This window comes from Actinomyces sp. HMSC065F11 (assembly GCF_001813085.1).
Lineage (GTDB): Bacteria > Actinomycetota > Actinomycetes > Actinomycetales > Actinomycetaceae > Gleimia > Gleimia europaea.
The window spans coordinates 374582-398237 of sequence record NZ_KV811470.1; the positions used below are offsets into that span (position 1 = coordinate 374582).

The following is a 23656-nucleotide window of genomic DNA, read 5'->3' on the forward strand; positions in this document are numbered from 1 at the left end:
GACTATCGGGATGAGCCACGACCTCAATAATCTTTTGGCGCCGCGGCCAAGCGAGCGGCCCGATCTGTGGCCGTGGAGTGCAAGGCATGATGGAACTGAGCTTTCGCTCGGTAAAGTCAGCGCTACGCAACTGGTGCAGTCGTACGGTTCGCCGCTGTACGTGCTGGACGAAGCCGACCTGTATGGCCGCGCGAACGTGTGGGCAACGGTTATGGCCGAGGAGTTCTGGGACGGCTATGGCATGGGCGGAGGCTCGGCGTACTACGCGGCTAAGGCGCTGATGAGCGGGCGCGTGATTGAACTGGTGACCAGCGCCGGCATGGGCGTGGATACGGCGAGCTTGGGTGAACTCACACTCGCGCTTCGTGCGGGCGCGGATCCCGATCTGGTGGGGTTGCACGGCAACAACAAGTCGGATGAAGAACTACGTTTGGCGGTCAGCGCTGGAACCCGTGGCATTGCGCGAATTGTGGTTGATTCAATAGGCGAGGTGGAACGGGTTGCTCGCATTGCCAGTGAGTTGGGCCGCCGCGCCCGCGTGATGATACGGGTGACTACAGGCGTGCATGCTGGCGGTCATGAGTTCATCGCAACCGCGCATGAAGACCAAAAGTTTGGTTTGTCGTTGGCGTCGGGTATGGCTCTGGAGGCTGCCCGCAAAATTGCGGCACATGATTCGCTTGAGTTCATGGGATTGCATGCCCATATTGGCTCCCAGATTCGTGACCTCGAGGCGTTTGCCGAGTCCGCCTCGCGCCTGTTGTCGTTGGCAAAGCAGTTGGCTGATGAGGGCGTGGTTTGCCACGAACTTGATTTGGGTGGCGGCTACGCGATCACGTACACGGGTGCGGACCCTCAGCCCCTCGCGCCAAAGGATATTGCTCGCACGCTCGCGGGCGCTGTGCGCGAGGCGTGCGAGAAGTTTGATCTTAAAGTGCCGCATGTGTCGGTGGAGCCGGGGCGGTCGGTGATTGGCCCGGCTGTGGTGACGCTGTACCGGGTGGGCACGGTTAAAGATGTGCCGATTGAGGGAGGCTCACGCCTATACGTCTCTGTCGATGGGGGTATGTCGGATAACATCCGTCCCGCTCTTTATGAAGCGAAGTACACGGCGCTGCTGGCTAACAGAGTTTCGGATGCGCCGCTGTGTTTGGCTCGCGTGGTGGGTAAGCACTGCGAGTCCGGTGACATAGTGGTTTCTGATGTGGCATTGCCTGGTGATATTCACGAGGGTGATGTGCTTGCTGTGCCCGCAACGGGCGCGTACGGGCATTCGATGTCGTCGAACTACAACATGCTGACTCGTCCGGGCACGCTCGGCGTGGGCATGGGAGAGCCGCATTGGTTGATTTATCCAGAAAAGCTCGAGGATTTGTTTGCGCGTGACGCCGCGCTAAACACCGCTGAACTTGTGGAGGAAAAGTGAGTAGTGTTCAAAAGATTGCCGTTCTAGGTGCGGGTACGGTTGGTTCGCAGGTTATTCGTCTGATTGAAGAGCACCAGGCGGATTTGGCCGCACGGGCTGGAGCGCGCTTGCAGGTTCAGTCGGTGCTGGTGCGCGATGTGAACGCGAAGCGTGATTTTGAGGTTGATCCTGCTCTGCTCACTACGGATGCGAATGAGGCGATCGACGGGGCCGACATTGTGATCGAGCTGATCGGCGGTATTGAGCCTGCGTTCACGTACGTGAAGCGTGCCCTCGGTAATGGTTCAACGGTGATTACTGGCAATAAGGCTCTGCTGGCCCAGCACGGCGCGGAGCTCTATGAGCTTGCGGAACAAAACGACACTGATCTTTATTACGAGGCTGCCGTGGCCGGTGCGATTCCGATTGTGTACGGCTTGCGTGAGTCGATCGCGGGTGACCGGGTGAATCGCCTGGTTGGAATTGTGAATGGCACTACTAACTTCATCCTTGATCAGATGACCACAACAGGGGCAACGTACGAGGATGCGCTGGCAAGGGCGCAGGAGCTTGGTTTTGCCGAGGCTGACCCCACGGCCGATGTCGAGGGGCTTGATGCGGCTGCGAAGTGTTCGATCATGGCTTCGCTCGCATTCCATACGCGCGTTTCGATGGCAGATGTTAAGGCACAGGGGATTAGCAGTATTACTGCTCAGGACATCGCGCAGGCTGCGAAGTCGGACATGGTAATTAAACTGATCGCGGTGGCGGAGCGTTCTAGCGCGACTGGTGAAGAAGGCATTACTGCGGCGGTCTATCCCGCTTTGATCCCGGTTTCACACCCTCTGGCCACGGTTTCTGGTGCATTTAACGCGATCTTATTGGACAACGAGTCTGCTGGCCGCCTTATGTTCTATGGTCAGGGTGCGGGAGGCGCGCCCACGGCCTCGGCGGTACTGTCTGACCTGGTGGCGGGCGCTTCACATCGCGTTTTGGGGGGCCATGCGCCGCGCGAATCGCGGTACGCGAAGCTACCGATTTTGAGTCCGGGTATGGCGTCTTCTCGCTTCCAGGTTTCTTTGCTGGTTGCAGATAGGCCGGGCGTGCTTGCCGAAGTTGCGGGCGTGTTTGGGCAAAGCGGCATTTCGCTGATCACTGTCTCGCAAGAGATGACGAAGCCGGGGGAGGCCACGCGGGTAACCCTGTCTACTAGCGCCACGTCCGGGAAGAGCATGGATGATGTTCTCGCTAAGCTACGCGATTTGCCCGTAGTGGTTGAGATCGCATCGGTGTTTCGAATTGAGGGTGAGGCATAATGCGCCTCACAAATGATTTTGTTCGGGTGAAGGTGCCGGCAACGTCGGCAAACTTGGGGCCAGGTTTTGACCACGCGGGTTTGGCGCTCGGTATTTTTGACGAGGTCGAGCTACGCGCGGTTGTGGGCGAGACGTTCGTGCAGGTGATGGGTCACGGCGCGGGGAAGGTTCCCGAGGGCGAGGACAATCTGATTGTCCGTTCGGTGCGCAAGGGACTCGAATACTTGGATATGCCGCAGGTCGGCCTGCGGATGGTGGCGCGTAATCGAATTCCCCACGGTGCGGGTATGGGTTCGTCAGCGGCTGCCGCAGTGGCTGGTTTGATGTTGGCACGCGGCCTGGTGGGCGAAGAATCGATGTCGTTGGGCGAGGTGTTCCAGCTGGCTACGCAGATTGAGGGCCACCCGGATAATGCTGCCCCAGCTATTTTTGGCGGAGTAACGTTCTCTTGGATGGGGAAGGAAGCGAAAACGGTTGTGCGGCCGCCGCGCGAAGACCTTGACGCTTGGGTTTTAACGCCAAAGTTCGAGGTTTCAACCAAGCGGGCCCGGGCAGCGCTCCCAAAGCAGGTTCCGCTCGAAGATGCCACGTTTAATCTCTCGAGGGCGTCGCTTCTTGCTTTGATTCTTTCGGGTCAAGCACCTTTGGAACATCTGATGGATGCGACTGAGGATCGCCTCCACCAGGCACAGCGCGCTAAGGCAATGCCATCAACTTACGATCTGGTGCAGTATTTACGTGGCGAGGGCCTACCCGCTGTAGTTTCCGGCGCTGGCCCGTCGGTGCTTGTGTTTGGAACGCTTGATCCGCAACTTGTGGACGAGGCGAAGGCTGCCGGCTGGACGGTGAAGAATCCTGGTATTACGGCGGCTGGCGCGTCTATGGAGGCTTCTCGTGAGGGTGGGGAGAGCCCGATTGCGGGCCTGTAGGTCCTCGCGGCTTGTGTATATTTTCAAAACGAGTGTTTTGCTGATAGCATTGGTAGCGGCTCGTTGAGCCGTTGCTAACTACTGTTAGCTATCTAAATCTTCCATCTTGCGTTTAGCGCCGGGAAGAATGCATTCTCATCTTTTGTGTCTCTTTCTTCCTGTATCAATGATGGAAACGCTCCTGCTTTAATAGCAGTCTTTCATGGCCTAGGGCCGGTAAAAGTAAGGAAATTCGTTGAGCGAAAACCCAACTACTAAAAAGCGCCCGCTGTCGCAGATGCGTCTTGCTGAACTGCGTGAAGTTGCCACTGAAATGGGACTTCAGGACACGGCGAAGATGCGTAAAGCTGAACTTCTAGCAGCGATTCGAGGCGCGCAGGGATCGAAACCGCGGTCGGAAGAAAACTCGCAGGCTAAATCTGAGCAGAAGCGCACAGAGAAGAAGCGTGAGGATTCGACTCCTGCCTCCAAGAGTGAGTCAACCGGCAAAGAGGACTCCGCTGAGCCTCGTCGTAGGCGCCGCCGTGCGGAGAGCAATGGGGGAACCCCGGCAGCCATCCAGTTGGATGTGAAGGCGGAGCTGGGTGAGCCGCAAGATTCGCACGACGGAGCTGGCACTACGAACCTGCTTGATGAGATCAAGCTACCTTCGGCAGAAGATTCACATTCCGATGATGGAGCGGATGGCGACCACGGCTCAAACCGCAGGCGAAACAAGCGCAACAACCGCGATAACAACCGCGATGGCAGAGACCGCGATGACCGTGGTCGTAGGCGTCGTGGTCGGGATCGCACGAAGCGTCGTCGCGATGATGAAGAGCCGCAGTTGCAAGAAGATGACGTATTGATTCCGGTTGCAGGCATTTTGGACGTACAGAATAACCACGCGTTTGTTCGTACTTCCGGTTACTTACCTGGGCCGAATGACGTTTACGTAACCCTTGGCAACGTGCGTCGTTGGAACCTGCGTCCGGGTGATGCGATTGTTGGTTCTATCCGTGAGCCGCGTCAGAACGAGCGGCAGCGTCAGAAGTACAACGCCCTTGTTGCGGTTGATTCGATCAATGGCATTTCGGTCGAGCAGGCTGGCGAACGCCCCGAATTTTCGAAGCTAACCCCGCTTTACCCGGATGAGCACCTGCGTCTTGAGACCACGCCGAAGGCAATCACACCGCGCATCATTGATCTCGTGGCCCCAATTGGTAAGGGACAGCGTGGCTTGATCGTTTCGCCGCCTAAGGCAGGAAAGACGATCATCATGCAGCAGATGGCTAATGCGATTTCGCAGAACAATCCGGATGTGCACCTGATGGTTGTTCTCGTGGACGAGCGCCCTGAAGAGGTCACCGATATGCGTCGCACGGTTAAGGGCGAGGTCATTGCCTCGACGTTTGACCGTCCTGCCTCGGACCACACGATCGTTGCAGAGCTCGCAATTGAGCGCGCTAAGCGCCTGGTTGAACTGGGTCACGACGTGGTTGTTCTACTCGATTCGATCACGCGCCTCGGCCGCGCATATAACCTGGCAGCGCCGGCTTCTGGTCGCATCCTGTCCGGTGGTGTGGATGCTTCGGCACTGTACCCGCCCAAGAAGTTCTTTGGTGCTGCGCGTAATGTCGAAGAGGGCGGTTCGCTCACGATTATCGCTTCGGCTCTTGTGGAGACTGGTTCGAAGATGGATGAGGTTATCTTCGAAGAGTTCAAGGGCACGGGCAACATGGAGTTGCGCTTGTCGCGCCAGCTGTCTGAGCGTCGCATTTACCCGGCGGTTGATGTCAATGCTTCGGGTACGAGGCGTGAAGAGATGCTGTTTAAGAAGGAAGAGCTTGCGATCATGTGGCGTCTGCGTCGGGTGCTTGGCCAGCTCGATCAGCAGCAGGCGCTTGAGCTTATGCTTGATAAGTTGAAGGACACGCAAAACAACGCGGAGTTCCTCATGGCGATCGCAAAGACGACGCCAAAAGACTAGCGGGGGACCGGCCGTAGATAGTGACCTATTGTACGGCCGGCCACCTGGAAATTAGTGGCCAAACCTGGCAGACTAAACGGCGGTTCCGGTTCACCAGCGAATTAAGCGTCTGGACCCGGCATCCTCGAATTCCTTAAGGAGAAAACCATGAAGCAGGGTGTACACCCCGATTACAAGGCAGTGCACGTGACGTGCACCTGCGGCAATGAGTTTGATACGGCATCGACTTTGGGCGAAGATCAGCTTCGCGTTGATGTTTGCTCGAACTGCCACCCGTTCTACACCGGCAAGCAGAAGATTCTTGATACCGGTGGTCGCGTGGCTCGCTTCGAGGCTCGCTACGGTAAGCGTAAGCGCTAGTTATTTTTCGGCGGCGCCGCGCCCAGGTTTGGGGCGTGGCGCCGCTGCTGTATTTTGGACGTAGGGAGCCGCTAAGCCGGCCAGTTTGATGAAAAGCGAGGACCAAGTGGGTCAAGATTACAGCCACGAGTTGCAGGCGGTTGAGCCTTTGCTTCAGGAGTATCGGGAGGTTGAGCTTCAACTTGCTGATCCGCAGGTGTTGGGCGATAGGGCGCGTTCGCGCAAGCTCGCGAAGCGCTTTTCAGAGCTGGGCGCAGTGAAGGCGGTTGCCGATCGGTTCACGCAGGCGCTGGGAGATTTTGAGGCGGCGCAGGAGATGGCGGAGCTCGATGATGAGTTCGCGGCGGAGTTGCCCGGTATGGAGCAGGCTCTGGAGAAAGCTCACGACAAGCTGGTGCGCACGTTGGTCCCGCGTGATCCCTCTGATGCTGATGATGTGATTTTGGAAGTGAAGGCCGGTGAGGGCGGCGAGGAGTCGGCGCTGTTTGCGGCTGATCTTGCCCGCATGTACACGCGTTACGCGGAGACGAAGGGCTGGAAGGTCAAGGAGTTGTCTTCAACGCCTACGGGCCTGGGTGGTTTGAAGGAAATCTCGCTGTCTATTGCTTCGAAAGGTAACGTGGCGCCGGAGGACGGCGTATGGGCGAACTTGAAGTTCGAAGGCGGCGTGCACCGCGTGCAGCGAGTGCCGGTTACGGAGTCGCAGGGACGTGTGCACACTTCCGCTGCGGGCGTGATCGTGGTTCCTGAAGTCGAGGACGACGATGAAGAGATCGAGATTGATCAAAATGATCTGCGCATCGACGTGTATCGTTCGTCAGGTCCGGGTGGGCAGTCGGTGAACACAACGGACTCGGCGGTGCGTATTACGCATATTCCGTCGGGCATCGTGGTGTCGATGCAGAACGAGAAGTCGCAGATTCAAAACCGTGAGGCTGCTATGCGCGTGTTGAAGGCGCGTTTGATTCAAAAGCAGCGTGAGGAGCGCGAGGCGGAGGAAGCTGCGGTGCGCCAGTCGCAGGTACGTTCGATGGACCGTTCGGAGCGTATTCGCACTTACAACTTCCCTGAAAACCGCATTGCTGACCACCGCACGGGGTACAAGGCGTATAACTTGTCGAACGTGCTCGATGGTGACCTGGGTCCGGTGATTGATTCTGCCATCGTCATGGATGAGCAGGAACGCATGGACGCGGCTGGTCAGTCAAAAGAGTAGTAGTGAATCCGCTGAGCCTATTTCGCGAGCAGGTGCAAACCCTTGCCCGTGCCGGTGTTGATAGCGCCGAGGCTGATGCACGTGCGATTTTTGAGGCCACACTCAGCGAGCCGATGTATATGTGGCCGCGCGAGATCGAGCCGGATGATGTGCGGGCAATAGAGGCGATGATTGCGCGTCGGGCGTCTCGCGAGCCGCTACAGCACGTGCTCGGGAAAATGTGGTTTTATGGCCTCGAACTTGGGGCTGGTCCCGGCGTGTTTTGTGTGCGGCCCGAAACAGAGGTCCTGGCGAAGTGGGCAATTGACGCTATTGGGAGCCAGCCGGCCGCGGTATTGGACCTATGCACGGGTTCGGGAGCGCTTGCGTTGGCAGTTGCGGCAAATAGCCGCGGCGCGGATGTGGTTGCAGTGGAAAAGTCGCAGGAGGCCTGTGCAGCTGCTCGCATGAATACCGCGTCCCTAGGGCTAAAAGTGCAGGTGGTCCAAGGCGACGCGCTGGTATTCAACCCGCAGTGGGAGACCAAGTTTGATCTGGTTGTATCGAATCCTCCCTATGTGCCGCCCAGAGCGCTGGCTCCGGAGCTCGATTTTGATCCGCCGCAGGCCCTGTGGGGTGGGGGCGATGATGGCCTGGACTTTGCGCGCGGTCTAGTTCCTCTGATCTACCGGTATGTGAAACCCGGCGGACGATTCGGCCTGGAACATGATGACACGCAGGGGGAGGCCATTCGCGAGATTGCGAGAGACGCCGGGTTCGCGCACGTTTCCACGCTCGCAGATTTGAATGAGCGCCCCCGGTTTGTTGTAGCTCAAAAACCGTTAGGTGAGTGTAGATAATGGAAAGCATGAAAGTGGATGCGCGCGAGGGAATTTCGCCGTCTGATGCGCAGGCCGTGAAGAAGATTGTTGAGGCCGGTGGCTTGTTGGTTTTGCCTACCGACACGGTGTATGGCATTGGGGCAGACCCGTATTCAACTAGCGCGGTGAATGCAGTGTTAGCTGCGAAGGGGAGGGGGCGGCAGATGCCCCCGCCGGTGCTCATCGCGGATCCGGAGGATGCCGCCAGGGTGAGTTCGCAGCTGAATGAGGTCGCGCATCGCCTGATAGGTGCGTTCTGGCCGGGCGCCCTCACGCTGATCGTGAAGGCAGCGGAGGGGATCCGCTTTGATCTGGGCGATATTAAAGATACGGTTGCGATCCGAATGCCTAACCACGAGGCAACGCTGGGAGTTTTGCGCGCGGTCGGTCCTCTAGCGGTGACTTCTGCGAACCTGACCGGACAACCTGCGGCAACAAGTGTTGAAGAGGCAATAGAATATTTTGGCGAGGGCGTTGATTGCTACATCGATTCGGGGCCAACTCCAGGCCCTGTACCCTCGACAATTATCGACGTTACGGATGACGTTCCGGTTCTGCTTCGAGCCGGCATGATTTCGGTTGCAGACATCGAGGCGGCCTGCGGTCAGAAAGTGCTTATTAACAAGTGAAGCTCTACATTCTAGTGATGGTGCTAGCGGCGGGAATCACGTTTGTGATGACCGCGATCATGCGACGCCTATCGCTGGAGTGGCGCGTGCTTACGCCAGTTCGAGAAAGGGATGTGCACACCGTGCCAACACCTCGTCTTGGCGGTGTAGGAATGGCAATAGGGTTTATCGTTGCCATGCTGTTCGCGTCTCGGCTCGACTATTTCGATCCCGTGTTTCAAACGGGCACACCCTGGGCAGTTATGATTGGGGTGCTCGCAATCGCATTGCTGGGCCTCGTGGATGATATTTGGGAGCTAGACTGGCTGGCCAAGTTGGCAGGCCAGATTTTGGTTGCTGTGTTCATGGCCTACTTTGGCGTACAGCTGATTTCGTTTCCGATATTCGGTATTACTATCGGTTCTTCTAATCTGTCACTGTTCGTAACTATCTTCATGTTCGTGGCCATCATGAATGCGGTGAATTTCGTAGATGGGTTGGATGGTCTGGCTGCAGGTGTTGTAGGGATTGGCGCGTTTTCTTTCTTCGTGTATTCCTACATGCTTACCCGCGTTACCGGGGCGCTGACCTACGCTACGACATCGTCGCTGATTGTTGCGGTACTGGTTGGCATTTGCGTTGGATTCTTGCCGCACAACTTTCACCCGGCCTCAATCTTTATGGGAGATTCCGGCGCTCTTACGTTGGGTACGATCGTTGCAGCCGCGGGCATTATCGTTACCGGCCAGATTGATCCGAGTGTGCTGGGCACAGAGCAGGTCATTACCGGTTTGCTCCCTATAGTTTTGCCCCTGCTGGTGATAGTCATTCCGCTGGTAGACATGACTCTGGCTGTTTTCCGGCGTTTACGGGCCGGTAAATCACCGTTCCAAGCGGATCGAATGCACCTTCATCACCGCCTACTCAACCTGGGGCACAGTCAGGTGGGGGTCGTGATGATCATGTATCTGTGGACCGCTGTGATTACGTTCTCTGCGGTCGCGCTTATCGTGTTCAGCCCCAAGCAGATAGCCACCGTGGCGATTCCTGCGGTGATCGTTAGTATTGTGTTTACGGTTCGATTCTTGCCGGGCTTGCGGCAGAAGATGCAAAGGAAGTGACGCGAATGTCTACACCGCTAGTACCCACCGATGCGCTTCGCGCCGCGGTTTCAAAAACTGTGAAGAACGTTTTGAAAGTTTCCGTGGTTGTCGCGGTCCTGGCGGGCGCTGTCGCTTATTTCTCCGGAGGCGCCTTGGCGGGTGTTTCTGGCCTTATTGGGGGAGTGGTCGGTATTTTGCTCGCCCTGGTTACTTGGTTCACCATGTCACTGGCGATGAAGAATCTGGATTCGCAGGCTGCTCTGATGGTGGGCGACTACCTATTCAAGGTCGTGGTAGTCATTGCAACCGTGTTGATTGTGAAGAATCTGACGGGGCTCAACCATACGGCGCTGGGCCTCGCCCTCATCCTTTCGGTGATTGCGCAGGCAACCGTGCAGACGTGGACGTTAGCAAGCTCTAAAGTGCCAACCATAGATCTGCCTAAGGATGAAAAAGAATAGTAAAATGTGCGTTCGGGCGAAAGTGATCCTGATAGCATTATCTAGGTTTTGGCATTAGGCGAGCTCAGACCGTATACAGTATGGGGTATATTCCTCATGTACGGTGTAGGGCCGTAACACTTCTACCAGGGGGTGCATCCTGTTCTCCGCAACAGTGTTGTCCGCTTTGACAATGGCTAGTCAAGGACCAGTTTCAGCGATGCCGGGAATTGGGGACTTCTTCCCTCCAGCGTTTGCCTTTGAGGGCACGATCTTCGAAATGAACCGTTTGGTTCTCGTTCGTCTTATCGCTACGGTGCTTCTGGTGCTCGTATTTTCGATTGGGGCATCGAGGGCGAAGCTGATCCCCACTAAGGGACAGTCGATTCTCGAAGGTTTGATTGTGTTCATTCGCGACAAGGTTGCGATTGAGACTCTCGGAGAGAAGAACGGGCGTAAGTACGCGCCGATCCTCACGGTGATCTTCCTTGGCGTGCTGTTCATGAACATTACGGGTGTTATTCCGGGCTTGAACATCGCGGCTTCGTCCGTGGTGGCTGTACCGCTTGGTTTCGCACTGATTTCGTACGTGCTGTTCGTGGGCGCGGGGATTAAGCACCTGGGCGCTGGACAGTTCTTTAAGAATCAGCTATTTCCCCCGGGCGTGCCCTGGCCTCTGTACATTTTGCTAACGCCCATTGAGTTCCTGTCAACGTTCATTATTCGTCCGGCAACGCTGACCATCCGTTTGTTGGCAAACATGCTGGCGGGGCACCTGATGCTCGCTCTGACATTTTTTGGAACTCACTTCTTGTTCTTCGAGGCCGCGGGCGCGCTGAAGGGCGTTGCGGTTCTAACGTTCGCAGGCGCGATTGGTATTACCGCGTTTGAGATTTTCGTGGCCGGTTTGCAGGCATTCATTTTCTCGATCCTGACGGCCGTTTACATCAAGACTTCTATTGAGACCCACTAGGCAGTAAGCCAAAAACAGACTCCTTGGCGCAAAAGCGCCTTGGCAACATAGAGAAGGAAAGCAAACATGACTGGTTCGATCGCAGCAGTAGGCTACGGCATCGCAACGCTTGGTCCGGGTATTGGCCTGGGCTACATGATTGGCAAGACGCAGGAAGCTACCGCCCGCCAGCCGGAGGTCGCATCCAAGCTCTCGACGAACATGTACATTGGTCTAGCTCTTATTGAGGCGCTGGGCCTCATCGGTCTTGTTCCGGGATTGATCTTCTAGCATGACGATCCTACCCGCAACAGCTCAGGCGGCAGAAGAGCCCAACATTTTGTTGCCGCCGCTATACGACATCGTATGGCAGCTGATTGTGTTGATCATCATCGGACTTGTTCTTTACAAGTACGCACTTCCTAAGTTCAACGCGATCCTAGATGAGCGTGCACAAAAGATTGAAGAAGGGCTGAACGCAGCTGATCGGGCGAAGGAAGCCGAGGCGCTGGCAAAGCGTGAGGCTGAAGAGCTGATCCAGGTTGCGAATGCTGATGCAGGTCGCATCCGTTCCGACGCTAGTGAAGACGCTAAGTCGATTGTGGCGGCAGCGCGCAAGGAGGCCGAAGCTGAGGCTGAGCGCATCTTGTCGAACGCACAGCGTCAGATTCAGGCGGAGCGCCAGGCGGCTGAAATCTCACTCAAGTCTGAGATTGGGATTCTTGCCACCGAACTTGCAGAGAAGATTGTTGGTGAACACCTGAAGGACAGCGAGCTTACGGCTCGTATTGTTGATAGGTTCCTCGACGATCTCGAATCTGAAACTACAGTACAGGAGTCTTAAATGCGTGCAGCGAGTGAGAACAGCTACCAGGCTGGACTCAAGGTGCTAACTGATGCCTTGCGCTCGGACGCTGATGCAATGGCGGTTGCCGAAAATCTTTATGGGATTTCGGACCTGTTGCGTGAATCAGGGCGCGTGGCTCACGCGCTTACCGATCCGGGCAGAACCGAGGCGGACAAGCGCCAGCTTGCGCATGATCTTCTGGCCAATGGAGTTGAGCCCCAAACTATCGAGATCATGCAGACTCTGGCCAGCAAGCGCTGGTCGAGCTCCCGTGACCTTGAGGTTGCGGCTGAACAGCTTGGTAATGAAGCGGTGTTTAGTGCTGCTGCGCAGGCCGGTCAGCTGAAGCAGGTTGAAGAAGAGCTTTTCGCGGTGCATAACTTCCTTGCGGATAATCGCGAGCTTCGCATTAATCTGTCTGATCTGGGTGTTGGTTCTGCTCATGACCGTGCTCATTTTGCTGCACGTTTCTTCGCAGATGTGCTCACTCCGTTCTCGTCGCGCCTTTTGCGACGTCAGGTTCGCCTCTCAATTCATGGCAGGTTGCTGTCATTGATCCGCGAAATCACGCACCAGGCGGCTTCTCGTCGCGGTCGCTTGTTCGCCACGGTCACATCGGCATCCCCGCTATCTCAAACCCAGGTCGAGCGTCTCCAAAAGATTCTCGAGGCTAGGTATCAAAGCGCCGTTGCAGTTAATACCGAAGTGGATCCGTCGCTCCTTGGCGGTCTTCACATCGAGGTAGATGGTGACGGCATTAATGCAACAGTGAAATCCAACTTGGCTAAAGCTAAACGAGAGTTGGTGCGCTGAACCCCATGTTTTCAACATTTCTAAACGGTAAGGAAAAGCTCAATGGCTGAACTTTCTATCCGGCCCGAACAAATCCGGGCGGCTCTGGACAGCTTCGTAGAATCCTACGAGCCGTCGGAATCCGCTGTGGAGGAAATCGGCCACGTCACCCTAGCTGCTGACGGTATTGCACACGTCGAAGGCCTACCTGGCGTTATGGCCAATGAGCTCCTCCGCTTTGAAGATGGAACTCTCGGACTTGCATCGAACCTCGATATTCGCGAAATCGGCGTCATCATCCTCGGCGATTACACGAACATTGAGGAGGGCCAGCAGGTTCGTCGCACCGGCGAGGTCCTCTCAGTTCCGGTAGGTGATGGCTACCTCGGTCGCGTGGTTGATCCGCTGGGTAACCCGATTGACGGTCTTGGTGAGATCACGGATCTTGAGGGCATGCGCGCACTGGAGTTGCAGGCTCCTGGCGTGATGATGCGTAAGTCAGTGCACGAACCGCTTGAAACTGGCCTTAAGGCTATTGACTCGATGATTCCGATTGGCCGTGGTCAGCGTCAGTTGATCATTGGTGACCGTCAGACGGGTAAGACGCAGATTGCTCTTGACGCGATCATGAATCAGCGCGCCAACTGGGAGTCGGGTGACCCGAAGAAGCAGGTTCGTTGCATTTACGTGGCTATTGGCCAGAAGGGCTCAACGATCGCAGCTGTTCGCGGTGCCCTCGAAGAGGCCGGCGCGATGGAGTACACGACGATCGTGGCTTCCCCAGCATCGGACCCGGCAGGCTTTAAGTATTTGGCTCCGTACACGGGCTCGGCTATTGGCCAGCACTGGATGTACGACGGCAAGCACGTCCTCATTGTTTTTGACGATCTTTCGAAGCAGGCGGAAGCATACCGCGCGGTATCGCTCCTTCTCCGTCGTCCGCCGGGCCGTGAAGCTTACCCCGGTGACGTCTTTTACTTGCACTCGCGCCTACTTGAACGTTGCGCGAAGCTTTCCGATGAACTCGGTGGTGGTTCCATGACGGGTCTGCCGATCATCGAGACGAAGGCGAACGACGTTTCCGCTTACATTCCAACGAACGTTATTTCGATTACGGACGGCCAGATCTTCCTGCAGTCGGACCTCTTTAACGCCAACCAGCGTCCGGCAGTGGATGTCGGTATTTCCGTGTCGCGTGTTGGTGGCGACGCGCAGATTAAGGCCATGAAGAAGGTTTCGGGCACGCTGAAGATCACGCTTGCGCAGTACCGCTCGATGGCCGCCTTCGCGATGTTCGCGTCGGACCTTGATGCGACCACCAGGGCGCAGCTGACCCGCGGTGAACGCCTCATGGAGTTGCTGAAGCAGTCGCAGGCTAACCCGTATCCGATTGAGGATCAGGTTGCTTCGATCTGGATGGGCACCAACGGTTACTTGGATGATATTCCGGTTGCTGACGTTGCTCGTTTCGAGAGGGGCCTGCTTGATTACCTGCGTTCGCGTACTGGTGTTTTGAAGACCATCAAGGAGACGGGCCTGCTGGAGGACGATACTCTGGCAGCGTTGAAGGAAGGCGTTGAGGCCTACCACAGTTCGTTCGTTTCCGCGGAGGGTCTGGCACCCGAAGCCGCAGACGGCGAGGCAGAAGCCGAACGCACGCAAGAGCAGATCGTTCGCGGTAAGAAGGCCTGATCAATGGCAGGTCTAAGAGAGATTAAACAGCGCATAGCTTCAACGGAAAAGCTGAAGAAGGTTTTTCACGCGATGGAGCTTATCGCTGCTTCTCGAATTGGCGCGGCGCGCGCTAAGGCAACGCAGGCGGGGCCCTATGAGAAGGCTTTGACGCAGGCTGTTGCTGCTGTAGCGATTCACGGGGGAATGGACCACCCGCTTACGCACCAGCGTGAGGACACGAATCGCGTGGCGGTTCTGGCGGTGACGTCTGACCGCGGTATGGCGGGCGCTTACTCCGCGACGATTCTTCGCGAAACTGAGAAGCTTTTTGAGGAGCTTCGTGAGCAGGGCAAGGAGCCGGTGCTCTACACGGCTGGCAGGCGTGCGGGCTCGTACTTCCGCTTCCGCGGCATTCACGCGGCAAAGGCGTGGGAGGGCGAGTCTGATGCTCCGACGGAGGAGATCATTCACTCCATTGGTAAGGAACTTCTAAGGGCCTTCCTGGAAGAGGATCCAAAGAAGGGTGTTTCTGAGGTATACCTCGTGTTCACCAGGTTTAAGAACATGGTGACGCAGGTTCCCGAGGTGCGCCAGATGCTTCCTCTAACGGTTGTTGATACTCCACAAAACGACGTGGAGAGGGAGAGGGAACTCGGGTTTGAGGATCATCCTGAGTTGGCTTTCCCCGAGTACGAGTTTGAGCCGAGTGAGGAAGCGGTGCTGAATGCGCTTCTGCCTCTCTACGTTGAGAACCGTATTCGGAACGCGCTTCTTCAAGCTGCTGCTTCGGAGCTTGCATCTCGCCAGCGCGCGATGCATACCGCTACGGACAATGCCGAGGACCTCATCACAGACTACACTCGCTTGGCGAATTCGGCCCGCCAGGCGGAGATCACGCAAGAAATCAGCGAGATAGTTTCCGGTGCCGACGCTCTATCGAATGGCTGAGGCAGGGACAAGGAATAAACATGACTGCAGAATCTATTAACACTACGGGTGTTGGGCGCATCGCCCGCGTGATTGGCCCGGTTGTGGACGTTGAGTTCCCACCGGATCAGATGCCCGCAATGTACAACGCGCTAGAGGTGGATGTTGACCTGTCCTCGACTGGTGAGGGCGGTCAGAAGTTCACGATGACGCTTGAGGTTGCTCAGTTTATTGGCGACAACCTCATTCGCGCTATCGCTTTGAAGCCCACCGATGGCCTGGTTCGTGGCGCGAAGGTTCACGACACGGGCGGCCCGATCTCCGTTCCGGTTGGCGATGTGACTCGCGGCAAGGTATTCAACGTCGTCGGCGAATGTTTGAACTACCCGGCCGATCAGGTTGAGGTGAAGGAGCGCTGGCCGATTCACCGCCAGCCTCCGGCATTTGACCAGCTTGAGCCAAAGACCAAGATGTTCGAGACGGGCATTAAGGTTATTGACCTTCTTACCCCGTACGTGCAGGGCGGCAAGATCGGCCTGTTTGGTGGTGCTGGTGTTGGCAAGACCGTTCTGATTCAGGAAATGATTCAGCGTGTGGCGCAAGACCACGGCGGTGTGTCGGTGTTTGCCGGTGTGGGTGAGCGTACCCGTGAAGGTAACGACCTCATTCATGAGATGGATGAGGCGGGTGTGTTTGACAAGACCGCACTTGTCTTCGGCCAGATGGATGAGCCGCCGGGCACGCGTCTGCGCATTGCGCTCACCGGTCTGACGATGGCGGAGTACTTCCGCGACGTGCAGAACCAGGACGTGCTGCTGTTCATTGATAACATCTTCCGCTTTACGCAGGCAGGCTCGGAGGTTTCCACACTTCTTGGCCGTATGCCTTCGGCAGTGGGCTATCAGCCGAACCTCGCCGATGAGATGGGTCAGCTCCAGGAGCGTATTACCTCTGCTGGTGGTAACTCGATTACCTCGTTGCAGGCCATTTACGTTCCCGCGGATGACTACACGGACCCGGCTCCTGCAACCACGTTCGCACACTTGGATGCAACCACTGAGCTTTCGCGTGACATCGCTTCGCGCGGCCTCTACCCGGCTGTGGATCCACTAGCTTCCACCTCTCGTATTCTTGACCCGGCCTACGTTGGTCAGGAGCACTATGACGTGGCCACGCAGGTGCAGCAGATTCTGCAGAAGAACAAGGAACTGCAGGACATCATTGCAATCCTTGGCGTGGATGAGCTTTCGGAGCAAGACAAGGTGACGGTTGCCCGTGCACGCCGCATTGAGCAGTTCCTGTCCCAAAACACTTACATGGCTGAGAAGTTCACGGGTGTTGAGGGCTCCACGGTTCCGCTTGATGAAACGATTGAGGCATTCAAGCGCATCGTTGAGGGTAAGTACGACCACATCCCCGAGCAGGCGTTCTTCAACATCGGTGGTATCGATGATCTTGAGCGCGCTTGGGCGAAGCTGCAGAAGGCGTAAGTAGATGGTGAAGTCTAAGATGCTCCAAGTCGAGGTGGTGAGCCGCACGGAAAGGCTATGGCATGGCCTGGCTTCTTCCGTGGTGGTGCCATCTGTTGAAGGTGACCTGGGCGTGTTGGTTGGCCGCGCTCCGCTTCTCGCAGTGCTTCGTCCCGGTTCGGTTGCAATTGAAACCGAGTCCGAAGGACGTAAGATTGTGGAAGTATCGGGCGGCTTCGCCTCGGTTGACTCCGACTTTGTGACGATTGTTGTCGAAGAGGGCAACTTCGCGCAGTAGGATTTGAAAACAGAAGGAGGGCAATCATGAATGTTCTAGGTGGCATCTTGGTTGCCCTCCTTGTTGTTCTTCTAGCGGTCGCTCTAATCGCGCTGTTGGTGCTGTTGATTCGCGTGCGTCGAATTGGGCGGATTGTGGGCACTTTTGAGTGCTGGTACCGGCCGGATGCGTCCGCGGGTTGGATTTCGGGAATGGCTCGTTTTGGCCAGCGAGATTTGCAGTGGTTTCGGCTGGTTGGTTTTCTAGTTGGGCCGCAGTTGCGAATGCCGCGCGAGGGAATGAGTGTATCTGCCCCTATTCACCGTCAGGAGGGCGTGGTTGAGGTTGTGCTCACCTACGGTGACAGTGTTCGACATCTGGCCATGCGTGAAGAGTGGTATAACGGCCTTGTTTCTTGGATTGAGTCGGGCCCGCCTCGGCCTCGGGAAGAGTACTAGCGTACTGATGTAGCGCACCGTAGGGTGCGCTTTTTTGTGCCTGCACCCGGTAGCGCTGTTAGGGTGGGTGGGTGCGAATTGTTATTGCTGAGTGTGCTGTTGATTATTCTGGCCGCCTGGATGCGCATTTGCCGATGGCTAAGCGCGTGCTCATGTTCAAAGGCGATGGCTCTGTATTGGTCCATTCGGATGGCGGCTCGTATAAGCCGCTCAATTGGATGACGGCGCCTTGTAATGTCCGCGTGCAGGAACCAACCGAAACTGAGGCGCAGGCTGGCGTGAGCGAAGTGTGGGTGGTGGAAGCTAAGAAGACGGATGACACGCTGGCGATCCGTGTGGGCGAGGTGTTTTTGGATCACGAGGAGAATCTTGGTGTTGATCCAGGCCTCACGAAGGATGGTGTGGAGGCACACTTGCAGGAGCTACTGGCCGATCAGCCGGAGCTGCTGGGCAAGGGGTGGTGGACCGTTCGCCGCGAGTATCCAACTGCAATCGGTCCGGTAGATATTTTGGTGCGCACAGATGAGGGCGATCCGGTTGCGGTTGAGATCAAGCGCCGCGGCGGTATTGATGGCGTAGAGCAGCTCACCCGCTACCTCGAGCTACTTTCACGTGATCCGCTGTTGAAGGGGATTACAGGTATTTTTGCCGCGCAGGAGATCACCCGCCAGGCTCGCACGCTTGCTGAGGACCGGGGGATTAGGTGCGTGATCCTCGACTATGATGCGATGCGCGGAATGGATGACGCTGATTCGAGACTCTTTTAATCATTAGCTCGTCAGACAAGTGATGTGTTATTAAACTGGAAGTGTCTGGTTTTCTGGTTTGAAGGTATATAAAGGAGCACTTGAGAATGAGCGAGCCTCGGATTTTGCGCGGGCGAGTGGTAACGGAATCGGAAGTGATCTCCGACGGCGCGGTGGTTTTTGACGAAGTTATCCGAAAATGCGGTGTGGTGTCGCAGGTTTTGACTGAGAACGAGGCCGCTCGCGCGGAACGCGTTGACGGCTATATCCTGCCCGGTTTGGTGGATGTCCACTGCCACGGTGGTGGAGGCGAGTCGTTCCCGAATGCGCAGACCGAAGAGCAGGCGATGGTTGCGGTGATGGAGCATCGTAGGCATGGCACAACTTCGCTGGTGGCTTCAGGGGTGACGGCAGCTGCGGATGTGCTCCGTTCGCGTGCGGTAACGCTGGCTAACTTGTGTGAGAAGGATGAGCTGGCCGGCATTCATTTTGAGGGCCCATTCGTTTCGGTTGAGCGCAAGGGCGCGCAGGATTCTACTTACATCATTGAGCCGGACGTGGAGCTGACCAGGGAACTTATTGAGCTTTCTAAGGGGTATTGCGTAACGATGACTCTGGCTCCGGAGAAGAAGGGCGCATTCGGCGAGGGGTCGGTAGCCGAAGCTTTGATTGAGGGCGGTGCGCTTCCGTCCTGGGGGCATACGGATGCTGGTCCAGAGTCAGTTCGTAAGGCACTGGAGTACTCGCGGGAAAAGCTCGCCCAGGTTGCCCCTCGTTCACCGAAGGCCACCGCTACGCATTTGTTCAACGGAATGAGGCCAATTCACCATCGTGATCCGGGTCCGGTGCCGGAGTTTATTTCTGATGCGGCGCGCGACGGCGCAATTTTGGAGTTGATTGGTGATGGTGTACACCTGTCTGCGGATATAGTTCGCGCGGTGTATGAGACGCTTGGCCGTGAGTGCCTGGTACTGGTAACGGATGCGATGGCTGCCGCCGGTATGCCCGACGGTTCTTACCAGTTGGGCCCGCAAGCTGTGACCGTGAAGGATGGTATTGCTCGTCTTACCGGCGGTGACTCGATCGCGGGAGGTACATCGCACCTACTTGACCAGGTTCGCCTGCTCTCCCAGGGCGGTTACGTGCCACTGGTGGATGCGGTTTATATGGCCTCGGTTCAAGGCGCGAAGATCATTGGCGATCAGACAATCGGTTGTTTGTGTGAGGGCATGAAGGCTGATGTTGTGGTCGTCAGTGATAGCCTGGAGCCGGTCACCGTGTATCGTCGCGGTGTGGCAGTTTAACGCGTGGGTAGTGGCGCCCTGGCTTTTGCCGGGGCGCTTCACTTTTTGAGGGAGGTTTAATGGCTCGCCGTAGTGGTAAACGTCCGTATAATCAGCCGCATCGTCCGTTGAATATGGATAGGTTGGCGTCAATGCCACGCCAGGTGGAGCGCAGTTCGGGCACTTTTAGTGTCCAGCGCCTGTCTCGAGCATCGAAGGAATACACCTGTCCCGGTTGTCACAGGCCTATAACAGTTGGCTCGCCCCACGTGGTTGCGTGGCGTGAGGAGGGTGCGTTCGGCCTTGAAGTCGGGGTTGATGCGCGCCGTCATTGGCATCCACACTGCTGGGATAGTGGGGTCTCAAACTTTTACTAGAGTCAAAATTGGGTTGGTGCCCGGCGCGGAAGTGCCGGGCACCAACCCAATGTAGTGCGTTATTGTTATCGGCTTGCCGCCGATTTGTCTACTTCTTCTCCGGGTCGTCGAAGAGGGCGGGGGAGGCAGTGTCCGTGCCTTCTTCTGATTCGGCCAGCCCGGCAATGCTACGGGCGGCGGAGGAACCAAGAAGGCCGCGCATTTCGTCAAGGTATGCGGCAACGGATTCACGCTGGCGAGTTAGCTTTTCAACTGTACGCTGGGCGGCTGCTCGCTCGCTAAGAGCTTCTTGACGCGCGGTTTCGCGTAGCTGGTCGGCTTCGGCTTCGGCAGCAGCAATGATCGCTTCGGCGCTACGGCGAGCATCCTCTTGACGCCTGCGAACAACGGCATCGGTGTCGGTAAGCAGACGTTCCGCACGCTGCAGAGTTTCTGCCAGGTGCTTTTCAGCCTCGCTGACTTGGGTGCGTGCGGCGGTAACCATCGCGGTGGTTTCTTCGCGTGCTTGCTCGTGCGCGGCAGCATCGGCTTCGCGTGCACTGGCGCGCTGGTCGGCGATTTCCTGTTCGGCTTCTTGGCGTGCAACGTTAGCTTTGGCTTTCGCGTCCTCGAGGATGGCGCGTGCCTCTCGCGTGATCTTGTCGGATTCGTCGCGAGCAGCGGCCAGGGAGGCTTCGGCGGAGGTGCGCGCAGATTCGAGGGTCTGCTTGGCTTCCGCGTTTGCATTTTCACGTACTGCTTGGGCATCAGCACCGGCGTCGGCACGCATTTGAGCGGCTTCTTGTTCAGAGGCAACGCGCATCTCAACCGTGTCTTTTTGTGCGCGGGCACGCAGGACTTCAACTTCGCGTTCAACACTTGCACGAGCGTCGTTTACGTAGGTGTTGGTTTCGGAGCGGAGCGCAGCCGCGTCGCGCTGTGCGGACGCAACCATTTCGTCAGCCCGGTGCTGCGCATTGGTAAGGAGGGTTTCCGCTTCGGTCTGGGCGCGGGAGGCGCGTTCGGCGGCTTCGCGGCGTGCTTCGGATAGAAGGGCTTCAGCTTCTGCTTCTGCCCTCGAGGCGAGCCGCTGGGTTTCTGTGCGGGTGCGTTCCATGAGGGCGTCGGATTCTGCCTGCGCCTTCGTGGTGACGGCAATCGCCTGTTCTTCAGCGGAGCGTAGGAGCTGTTCAACGCGTGCGCCAATGCCAGAGAAGGAGGCGCGTTCTTGCTCCTCCAAACGGTTACGCGATTCTTCCAGGTCACTTTCGAGGCTCTTGGCCCGGTTTTCCGCAACTTCTGCTCGCCTGCGCGCCTCGGATAGCGCGGTCATGAGAGTCTGCAGTTGTTCATCAACCTGGATGCGGTCGTAGCCTCGCATGACAACTGGAAAATCTGTTTGCTCTTCGCTCACGAAATCTCCTCGAAATAAAAGTGCCCCAAAAAATCACACTGTTACTAGTGTAAATCAAACGGGGTACTGAGCGTGAACGCGGGGTAGGGCAAAGCGCTTATAATTCGTGGTTTTGGTCGCTACTTTACGATCTAAATGGTCTGTGGCCGCGATTGCCCCTAATCTGGATGGTAAGTACATCCATTTTTGCGGAGGATTAGTGGTGAACACGCCTACCAAGAGGCAGGGTATCCCGATTGCACTTTCGGCACTCGGCCTAATTATGGTGATTGCCGGTCTGTTGTTTGCAACGGTGTTGCGTCCTGAGTCGACGGTCACCGCACAGGCGGAGCGTCCAGAAACGCCGTATGAGACCACGGTTTCTGGCCTGCTTGGGCTGGTTGACACCAAGGTAACGGTACATGCGGAAGCGCCCGGCCAGCCGATCGTTTTGGCGCTCGGCCGTGATGCTGATGCACAGGCGTGGATCGGCGAGCTTCCTAATACGCAGCTTACGGGCTTGTCGTCGTGGCAGGTCATTGCTTCCACCAAGCACGATGGGGAAAAGCCCGAGGTTAATGCAGACGAGTTCGCCGCAGACGAGTTTGACAAGGCTCTGGCGCAGTCGGATATGTGGCTGGATGTGAAAACCGGCAAGGATTCGCTCTCGTGGGATATTACGATGGATGGTTCCGGATTGGTCATTTTAGCGGCCACAAATGGAGTGGATCCGGCGCCGAAGATTTCTTTGACTTGGCAGCGTGATGCTTCTAGCGCGTGGATCATCGCTCTTACGGTTATCGGCTTAATCTTGCTACTGCTTGGCCTCGTGCCATTCCTAGCACTTCAACGCACTCGTAAGGAACATGCGCGCACTGAAGAAGCTCGCGAGCGCAGACAGCGCGCTTTGCACAAGTTCAGTGATTTGAAGTCCTCCTTCAGCAAGGACGCGGCGTCGAAATCCGCGCGTGATAGCGAGAAGAGCGGGGAGAACTCCAAACCGTCTGCTCAAAACAGTGTGAAGGCAGAGGAAGACCACCAGCGGCGAGTTTCGCTGCTTGAGCGTCAGGCACGCCCTGTAGCTGAGGAGCGCACAGAGATCACCACCACCATTGGCGGAAAGACGCACGTGCTCCCGTCCAGGCGCGCAATTCGTGAGGCTCGCGCTCGCGGCGAGGCCGAGGTATCAATGGGCGGCCAGAGCTTCGCTACGGGCCTCATCCCGGTTATTCCGCGGTCAGACGATGCAGAATCGGATAAGAAGGGGGAGGACGAATGAGGAAAACGATACCTTCAGCGCTACTGATTTTGGCGTTGTCCACCACGGGGCTGGCCGCGTGTTCAAGCGAGGTTCCCCAGCTTCCTTCAACAGAGACGAATACCAATGAATCAGAGCAACCGAACCTGGACGAAGTGCAGGTTACGACGCTGATTTCCGAGGTTGAGTCCGCGTTGGCCGCAGGGGACGAGGCCCTGGATGAAAGCCTGCTTGGGCCGCGGGTGAAGGATCCGGCTCTCGCTATGCGGGCAGCGATGTATAGGCTTGCGAAGGCGCGTGAAGAGGCGGTTGCGAGTCTTGATTTGGATGAGACGGCAGCCACGGTGACTCAGTCGCATACTTGGCCGCGCGCCATTATTGCGCCCACAAAAACCACCGAAGGTGAGTTGCCACAGATTGGCTTCATCACGCAGGAAAACGCCCGTGATGATTACAAGCTAACCAGTTGGGTGCGTATGTTCCCGGGTGAATCGCTTCAAACTATTGCGGTTTCCGAAGGGTCCCCAGTGGTGGCTGCTGATGCGGATAGTTTTGTGTTGTCTCCGCAGGAGGCTCTGACCGAGTGGACGGCGCGGCTTGACGATAAGGCGAATCAGCCTGACCTGTTTGCTGATGATGATTTCACCAAGGCGTATAAGGATCAGCTAAAGCTGAATGATTCATTGGGCGAGAACGGTAAAGTAACGATTGCCGCAACTCCTGCAGAAAAACCGCTAACAGCTGTGGCTTTGGTTGATGGTTCGGCGCTTGTAGCGGGAAATATTTCGTTCACGGTCACGTATGAGCGCGCTAAAGAGAATGCGAAGATCAAGCTTGGCGGCGCCATTGCGGATCTGATGGAAGATCCCGAGGTTCATGACAAGCCCGTGGAGGTCACGTACCTGGCTTCAGTTGCGCTGATTGTTCCTCCCAAGGGCTCTAGCGAGTTGATTCATGCGATTGGCGCGGAGCGCATTCTCGGTTCGTATCGCGTTGTTGAGTAGTTTGGTAATTGAAA

24 protein-coding genes are annotated in these 23656 nt (G+C 56.8%); 23 read left to right on the forward strand and 1 reads right to left on the reverse strand.

Annotation, left to right across the window (positions count from 1 at the left end; all coding sequences use genetic code 11):
* Positions 1-10 precede the first annotated feature (10 nt).
* The 21 genes from lysA to HMPREF2891_RS04265 all read left to right on the forward strand — a co-directional run bounded on the left by lysA (position 11) and on the right by HMPREF2891_RS04265 (position 19652).
* Complete coding sequence (gene lysA, locus HMPREF2891_RS04165; protein ID WP_070663971.1) at positions 11-1426, forward strand: diaminopimelate decarboxylase; 1416 nt, start codon at positions 11-13, stop codon at positions 1424-1426.
* Complete coding sequence (locus HMPREF2891_RS04170; protein ID WP_070663973.1) at positions 1423-2721, forward strand: homoserine dehydrogenase; 1299 nt, start codon at positions 1423-1425, stop codon at positions 2719-2721. The genes lysA and HMPREF2891_RS04170 overlap by 4 nt, the downstream gene beginning before the upstream one ends.
* Positions 2721-3650 (forward strand): homoserine kinase, encoded by a 930-nt coding sequence (thrB, locus tag HMPREF2891_RS04175; RefSeq protein ID WP_070663975.1) that lies wholly within the window; start codon positions 2721-2723, stop codon positions 3648-3650. Before HMPREF2891_RS04170 ends, thrB begins: the two co-directional genes overlap by 1 nt.
* A gap of 235 nt (positions 3651-3885) precedes the next feature.
* Entirely contained in the window at positions 3886-5619 is a 1734-nt protein-coding gene (gene rho / locus HMPREF2891_RS04180; RefSeq protein ID WP_261666835.1) for a transcription termination factor Rho, read from the forward strand.
* A gap of 147 nt (positions 5620-5766) precedes the next feature.
* The gene (gene rpmE, locus HMPREF2891_RS04185; RefSeq protein ID WP_070621157.1) at positions 5767-5979 is read left to right on the forward strand and encodes a 50S ribosomal protein L31; all 213 of its coding nucleotides are present in this window, start codon (positions 5767-5769) and stop codon (positions 5977-5979) included.
* Positions 5980-6067: 88 nt separating this feature from the next.
* Entirely contained in the window at positions 6068-7195 is a 1128-nt protein-coding gene (prfA, locus tag HMPREF2891_RS04190) for a peptide chain release factor 1 (RefSeq protein ID WP_070621156.1), read from the forward strand.
* A 2-nt stretch (positions 7196-7197) separates the two neighbouring features.
* Positions 7198-8034: a peptide chain release factor N(5)-glutamine methyltransferase gene (prmC, locus tag HMPREF2891_RS04195; RefSeq protein WP_070663977.1), complete on the forward strand. Its 837-nt coding sequence runs from the start codon at positions 7198-7200 to the stop codon at positions 8032-8034.
* A complete protein-coding gene (locus HMPREF2891_RS04200) occupies positions 8034-8684 on the forward strand; it encodes an L-threonylcarbamoyladenylate synthase (protein ID WP_070663978.1) in 651 nt (216 codons plus the stop codon). Before prmC ends, HMPREF2891_RS04200 begins: the two co-directional genes overlap by 1 nt.
* Positions 8681-9784 (forward strand): MraY family glycosyltransferase, encoded by a 1104-nt coding sequence (locus HMPREF2891_RS04205; protein ID WP_070663980.1) that lies wholly within the window; start codon positions 8681-8683, stop codon positions 9782-9784. Before HMPREF2891_RS04200 ends, HMPREF2891_RS04205 begins: the two co-directional genes overlap by 4 nt.
* A gap of 5 nt (positions 9785-9789) precedes the next feature.
* Positions 9790-10227 (forward strand): Cg1360 family ATP-synthase-associated protein, encoded by a 438-nt coding sequence (locus HMPREF2891_RS04210; protein ID WP_070663982.1) that lies wholly within the window; start codon positions 9790-9792, stop codon positions 10225-10227.
* Positions 10228-10399: 172 nt separating this feature from the next.
* Positions 10400-11179, forward strand: coding sequence for a F0F1 ATP synthase subunit A (gene atpB / locus HMPREF2891_RS04215; RefSeq protein ID WP_070663984.1), 780 nt, complete (start codon positions 10400-10402; stop codon positions 11177-11179).
* Positions 11180-11245: 66 nt separating this feature from the next.
* Complete coding sequence (gene atpE, locus HMPREF2891_RS04220; protein WP_016443864.1) at positions 11246-11449, forward strand: ATP synthase F0 subunit C; 204 nt, start codon at positions 11246-11248, stop codon at positions 11447-11449.
* 1 nt (position 11450) lies between these two features.
* On the forward strand, positions 11451-12002 hold the full coding sequence (locus tag HMPREF2891_RS04225) for a F0F1 ATP synthase subunit B (RefSeq protein ID WP_034506265.1): 552 nt from the start codon (positions 11451-11453) through the stop codon (positions 12000-12002).
* On the forward strand, positions 12003-12818 hold the full coding sequence (locus tag HMPREF2891_RS04230; RefSeq protein WP_034506263.1) for a F0F1 ATP synthase subunit delta: 816 nt from the start codon (positions 12003-12005) through the stop codon (positions 12816-12818). It abuts the gene before it with no gap.
* Between the two features lie 42 nt (positions 12819-12860).
* Positions 12861-14489 carry a F0F1 ATP synthase subunit alpha gene (gene atpA / locus HMPREF2891_RS04235; RefSeq protein ID WP_070663985.1) on the forward strand — a complete coding sequence of 543 codons (1629 nt, stop codon included), beginning with the start codon at positions 12861-12863 and terminating at the stop codon, positions 14487-14489.
* 3 nt (positions 14490-14492) lie between these two features.
* Positions 14493-15419 carry a F0F1 ATP synthase subunit gamma gene (locus HMPREF2891_RS04240; RefSeq protein ID WP_070663987.1) on the forward strand — a complete coding sequence of 309 codons (927 nt, stop codon included), beginning with the start codon at positions 14493-14495 and terminating at the stop codon, positions 15417-15419.
* Between the two features lie 20 nt (positions 15420-15439).
* Complete coding sequence (gene atpD / locus HMPREF2891_RS04245; RefSeq protein ID WP_016443859.1) at positions 15440-16888, forward strand: F0F1 ATP synthase subunit beta; 1449 nt, start codon at positions 15440-15442, stop codon at positions 16886-16888.
* A gap of 4 nt (positions 16889-16892) precedes the next feature.
* On the forward strand, positions 16893-17165 hold the full coding sequence (locus HMPREF2891_RS04250) for a F0F1 ATP synthase subunit epsilon (RefSeq protein WP_070621149.1): 273 nt from the start codon (positions 16893-16895) through the stop codon (positions 17163-17165).
* Positions 17166-17191: 26 nt separating this feature from the next.
* Complete coding sequence (locus HMPREF2891_RS04255; RefSeq protein WP_070621148.1) at positions 17192-17602, forward strand: DUF2550 family protein; 411 nt, start codon at positions 17192-17194, stop codon at positions 17600-17602.
* A gap of 71 nt (positions 17603-17673) precedes the next feature.
* Positions 17674-18369 (forward strand): endonuclease NucS, encoded by a 696-nt coding sequence (gene nucS, locus HMPREF2891_RS04260; protein ID WP_070663989.1) that lies wholly within the window; start codon positions 17674-17676, stop codon positions 18367-18369.
* Between the two features lie 86 nt (positions 18370-18455).
* A complete protein-coding gene (locus HMPREF2891_RS04265) occupies positions 18456-19652 on the forward strand; it encodes an N-acetylglucosamine-6-phosphate deacetylase (protein ID WP_070663990.1) in 1197 nt (398 codons plus the stop codon).
* Positions 19653-20096: 444 nt separating this feature from the next.
* Here HMPREF2891_RS04265 and HMPREF2891_RS04270 read toward each other — a convergent pair whose 3' ends face one another.
* Positions 20097-21401 carry a coiled-coil domain-containing protein gene (locus HMPREF2891_RS04270; protein ID WP_070663995.1) on the reverse strand — a complete coding sequence of 435 codons (1305 nt, stop codon included), beginning with the start codon at positions 21399-21401 and terminating at the stop codon, positions 20097-20099.
* Positions 21402-21603: 202 nt separating this feature from the next.
* Between HMPREF2891_RS04270 and HMPREF2891_RS04275 the strand changes: the two genes are divergently transcribed.
* Together HMPREF2891_RS04275 and HMPREF2891_RS04280 are read left to right on the forward strand one after the other, a co-directional pair.
* Positions 21604-22659, forward strand: coding sequence for a hypothetical protein (locus tag HMPREF2891_RS04275; protein WP_148130932.1), 1056 nt, complete (start codon positions 21604-21606; stop codon positions 22657-22659).
* Positions 22656-23642, forward strand: coding sequence for a hypothetical protein (locus HMPREF2891_RS04280; protein ID WP_070621144.1), 987 nt, complete (start codon positions 22656-22658; stop codon positions 23640-23642). Before HMPREF2891_RS04275 ends, HMPREF2891_RS04280 begins: the two co-directional genes overlap by 4 nt.
* Positions 23643-23656 lie beyond the last annotated feature (14 nt).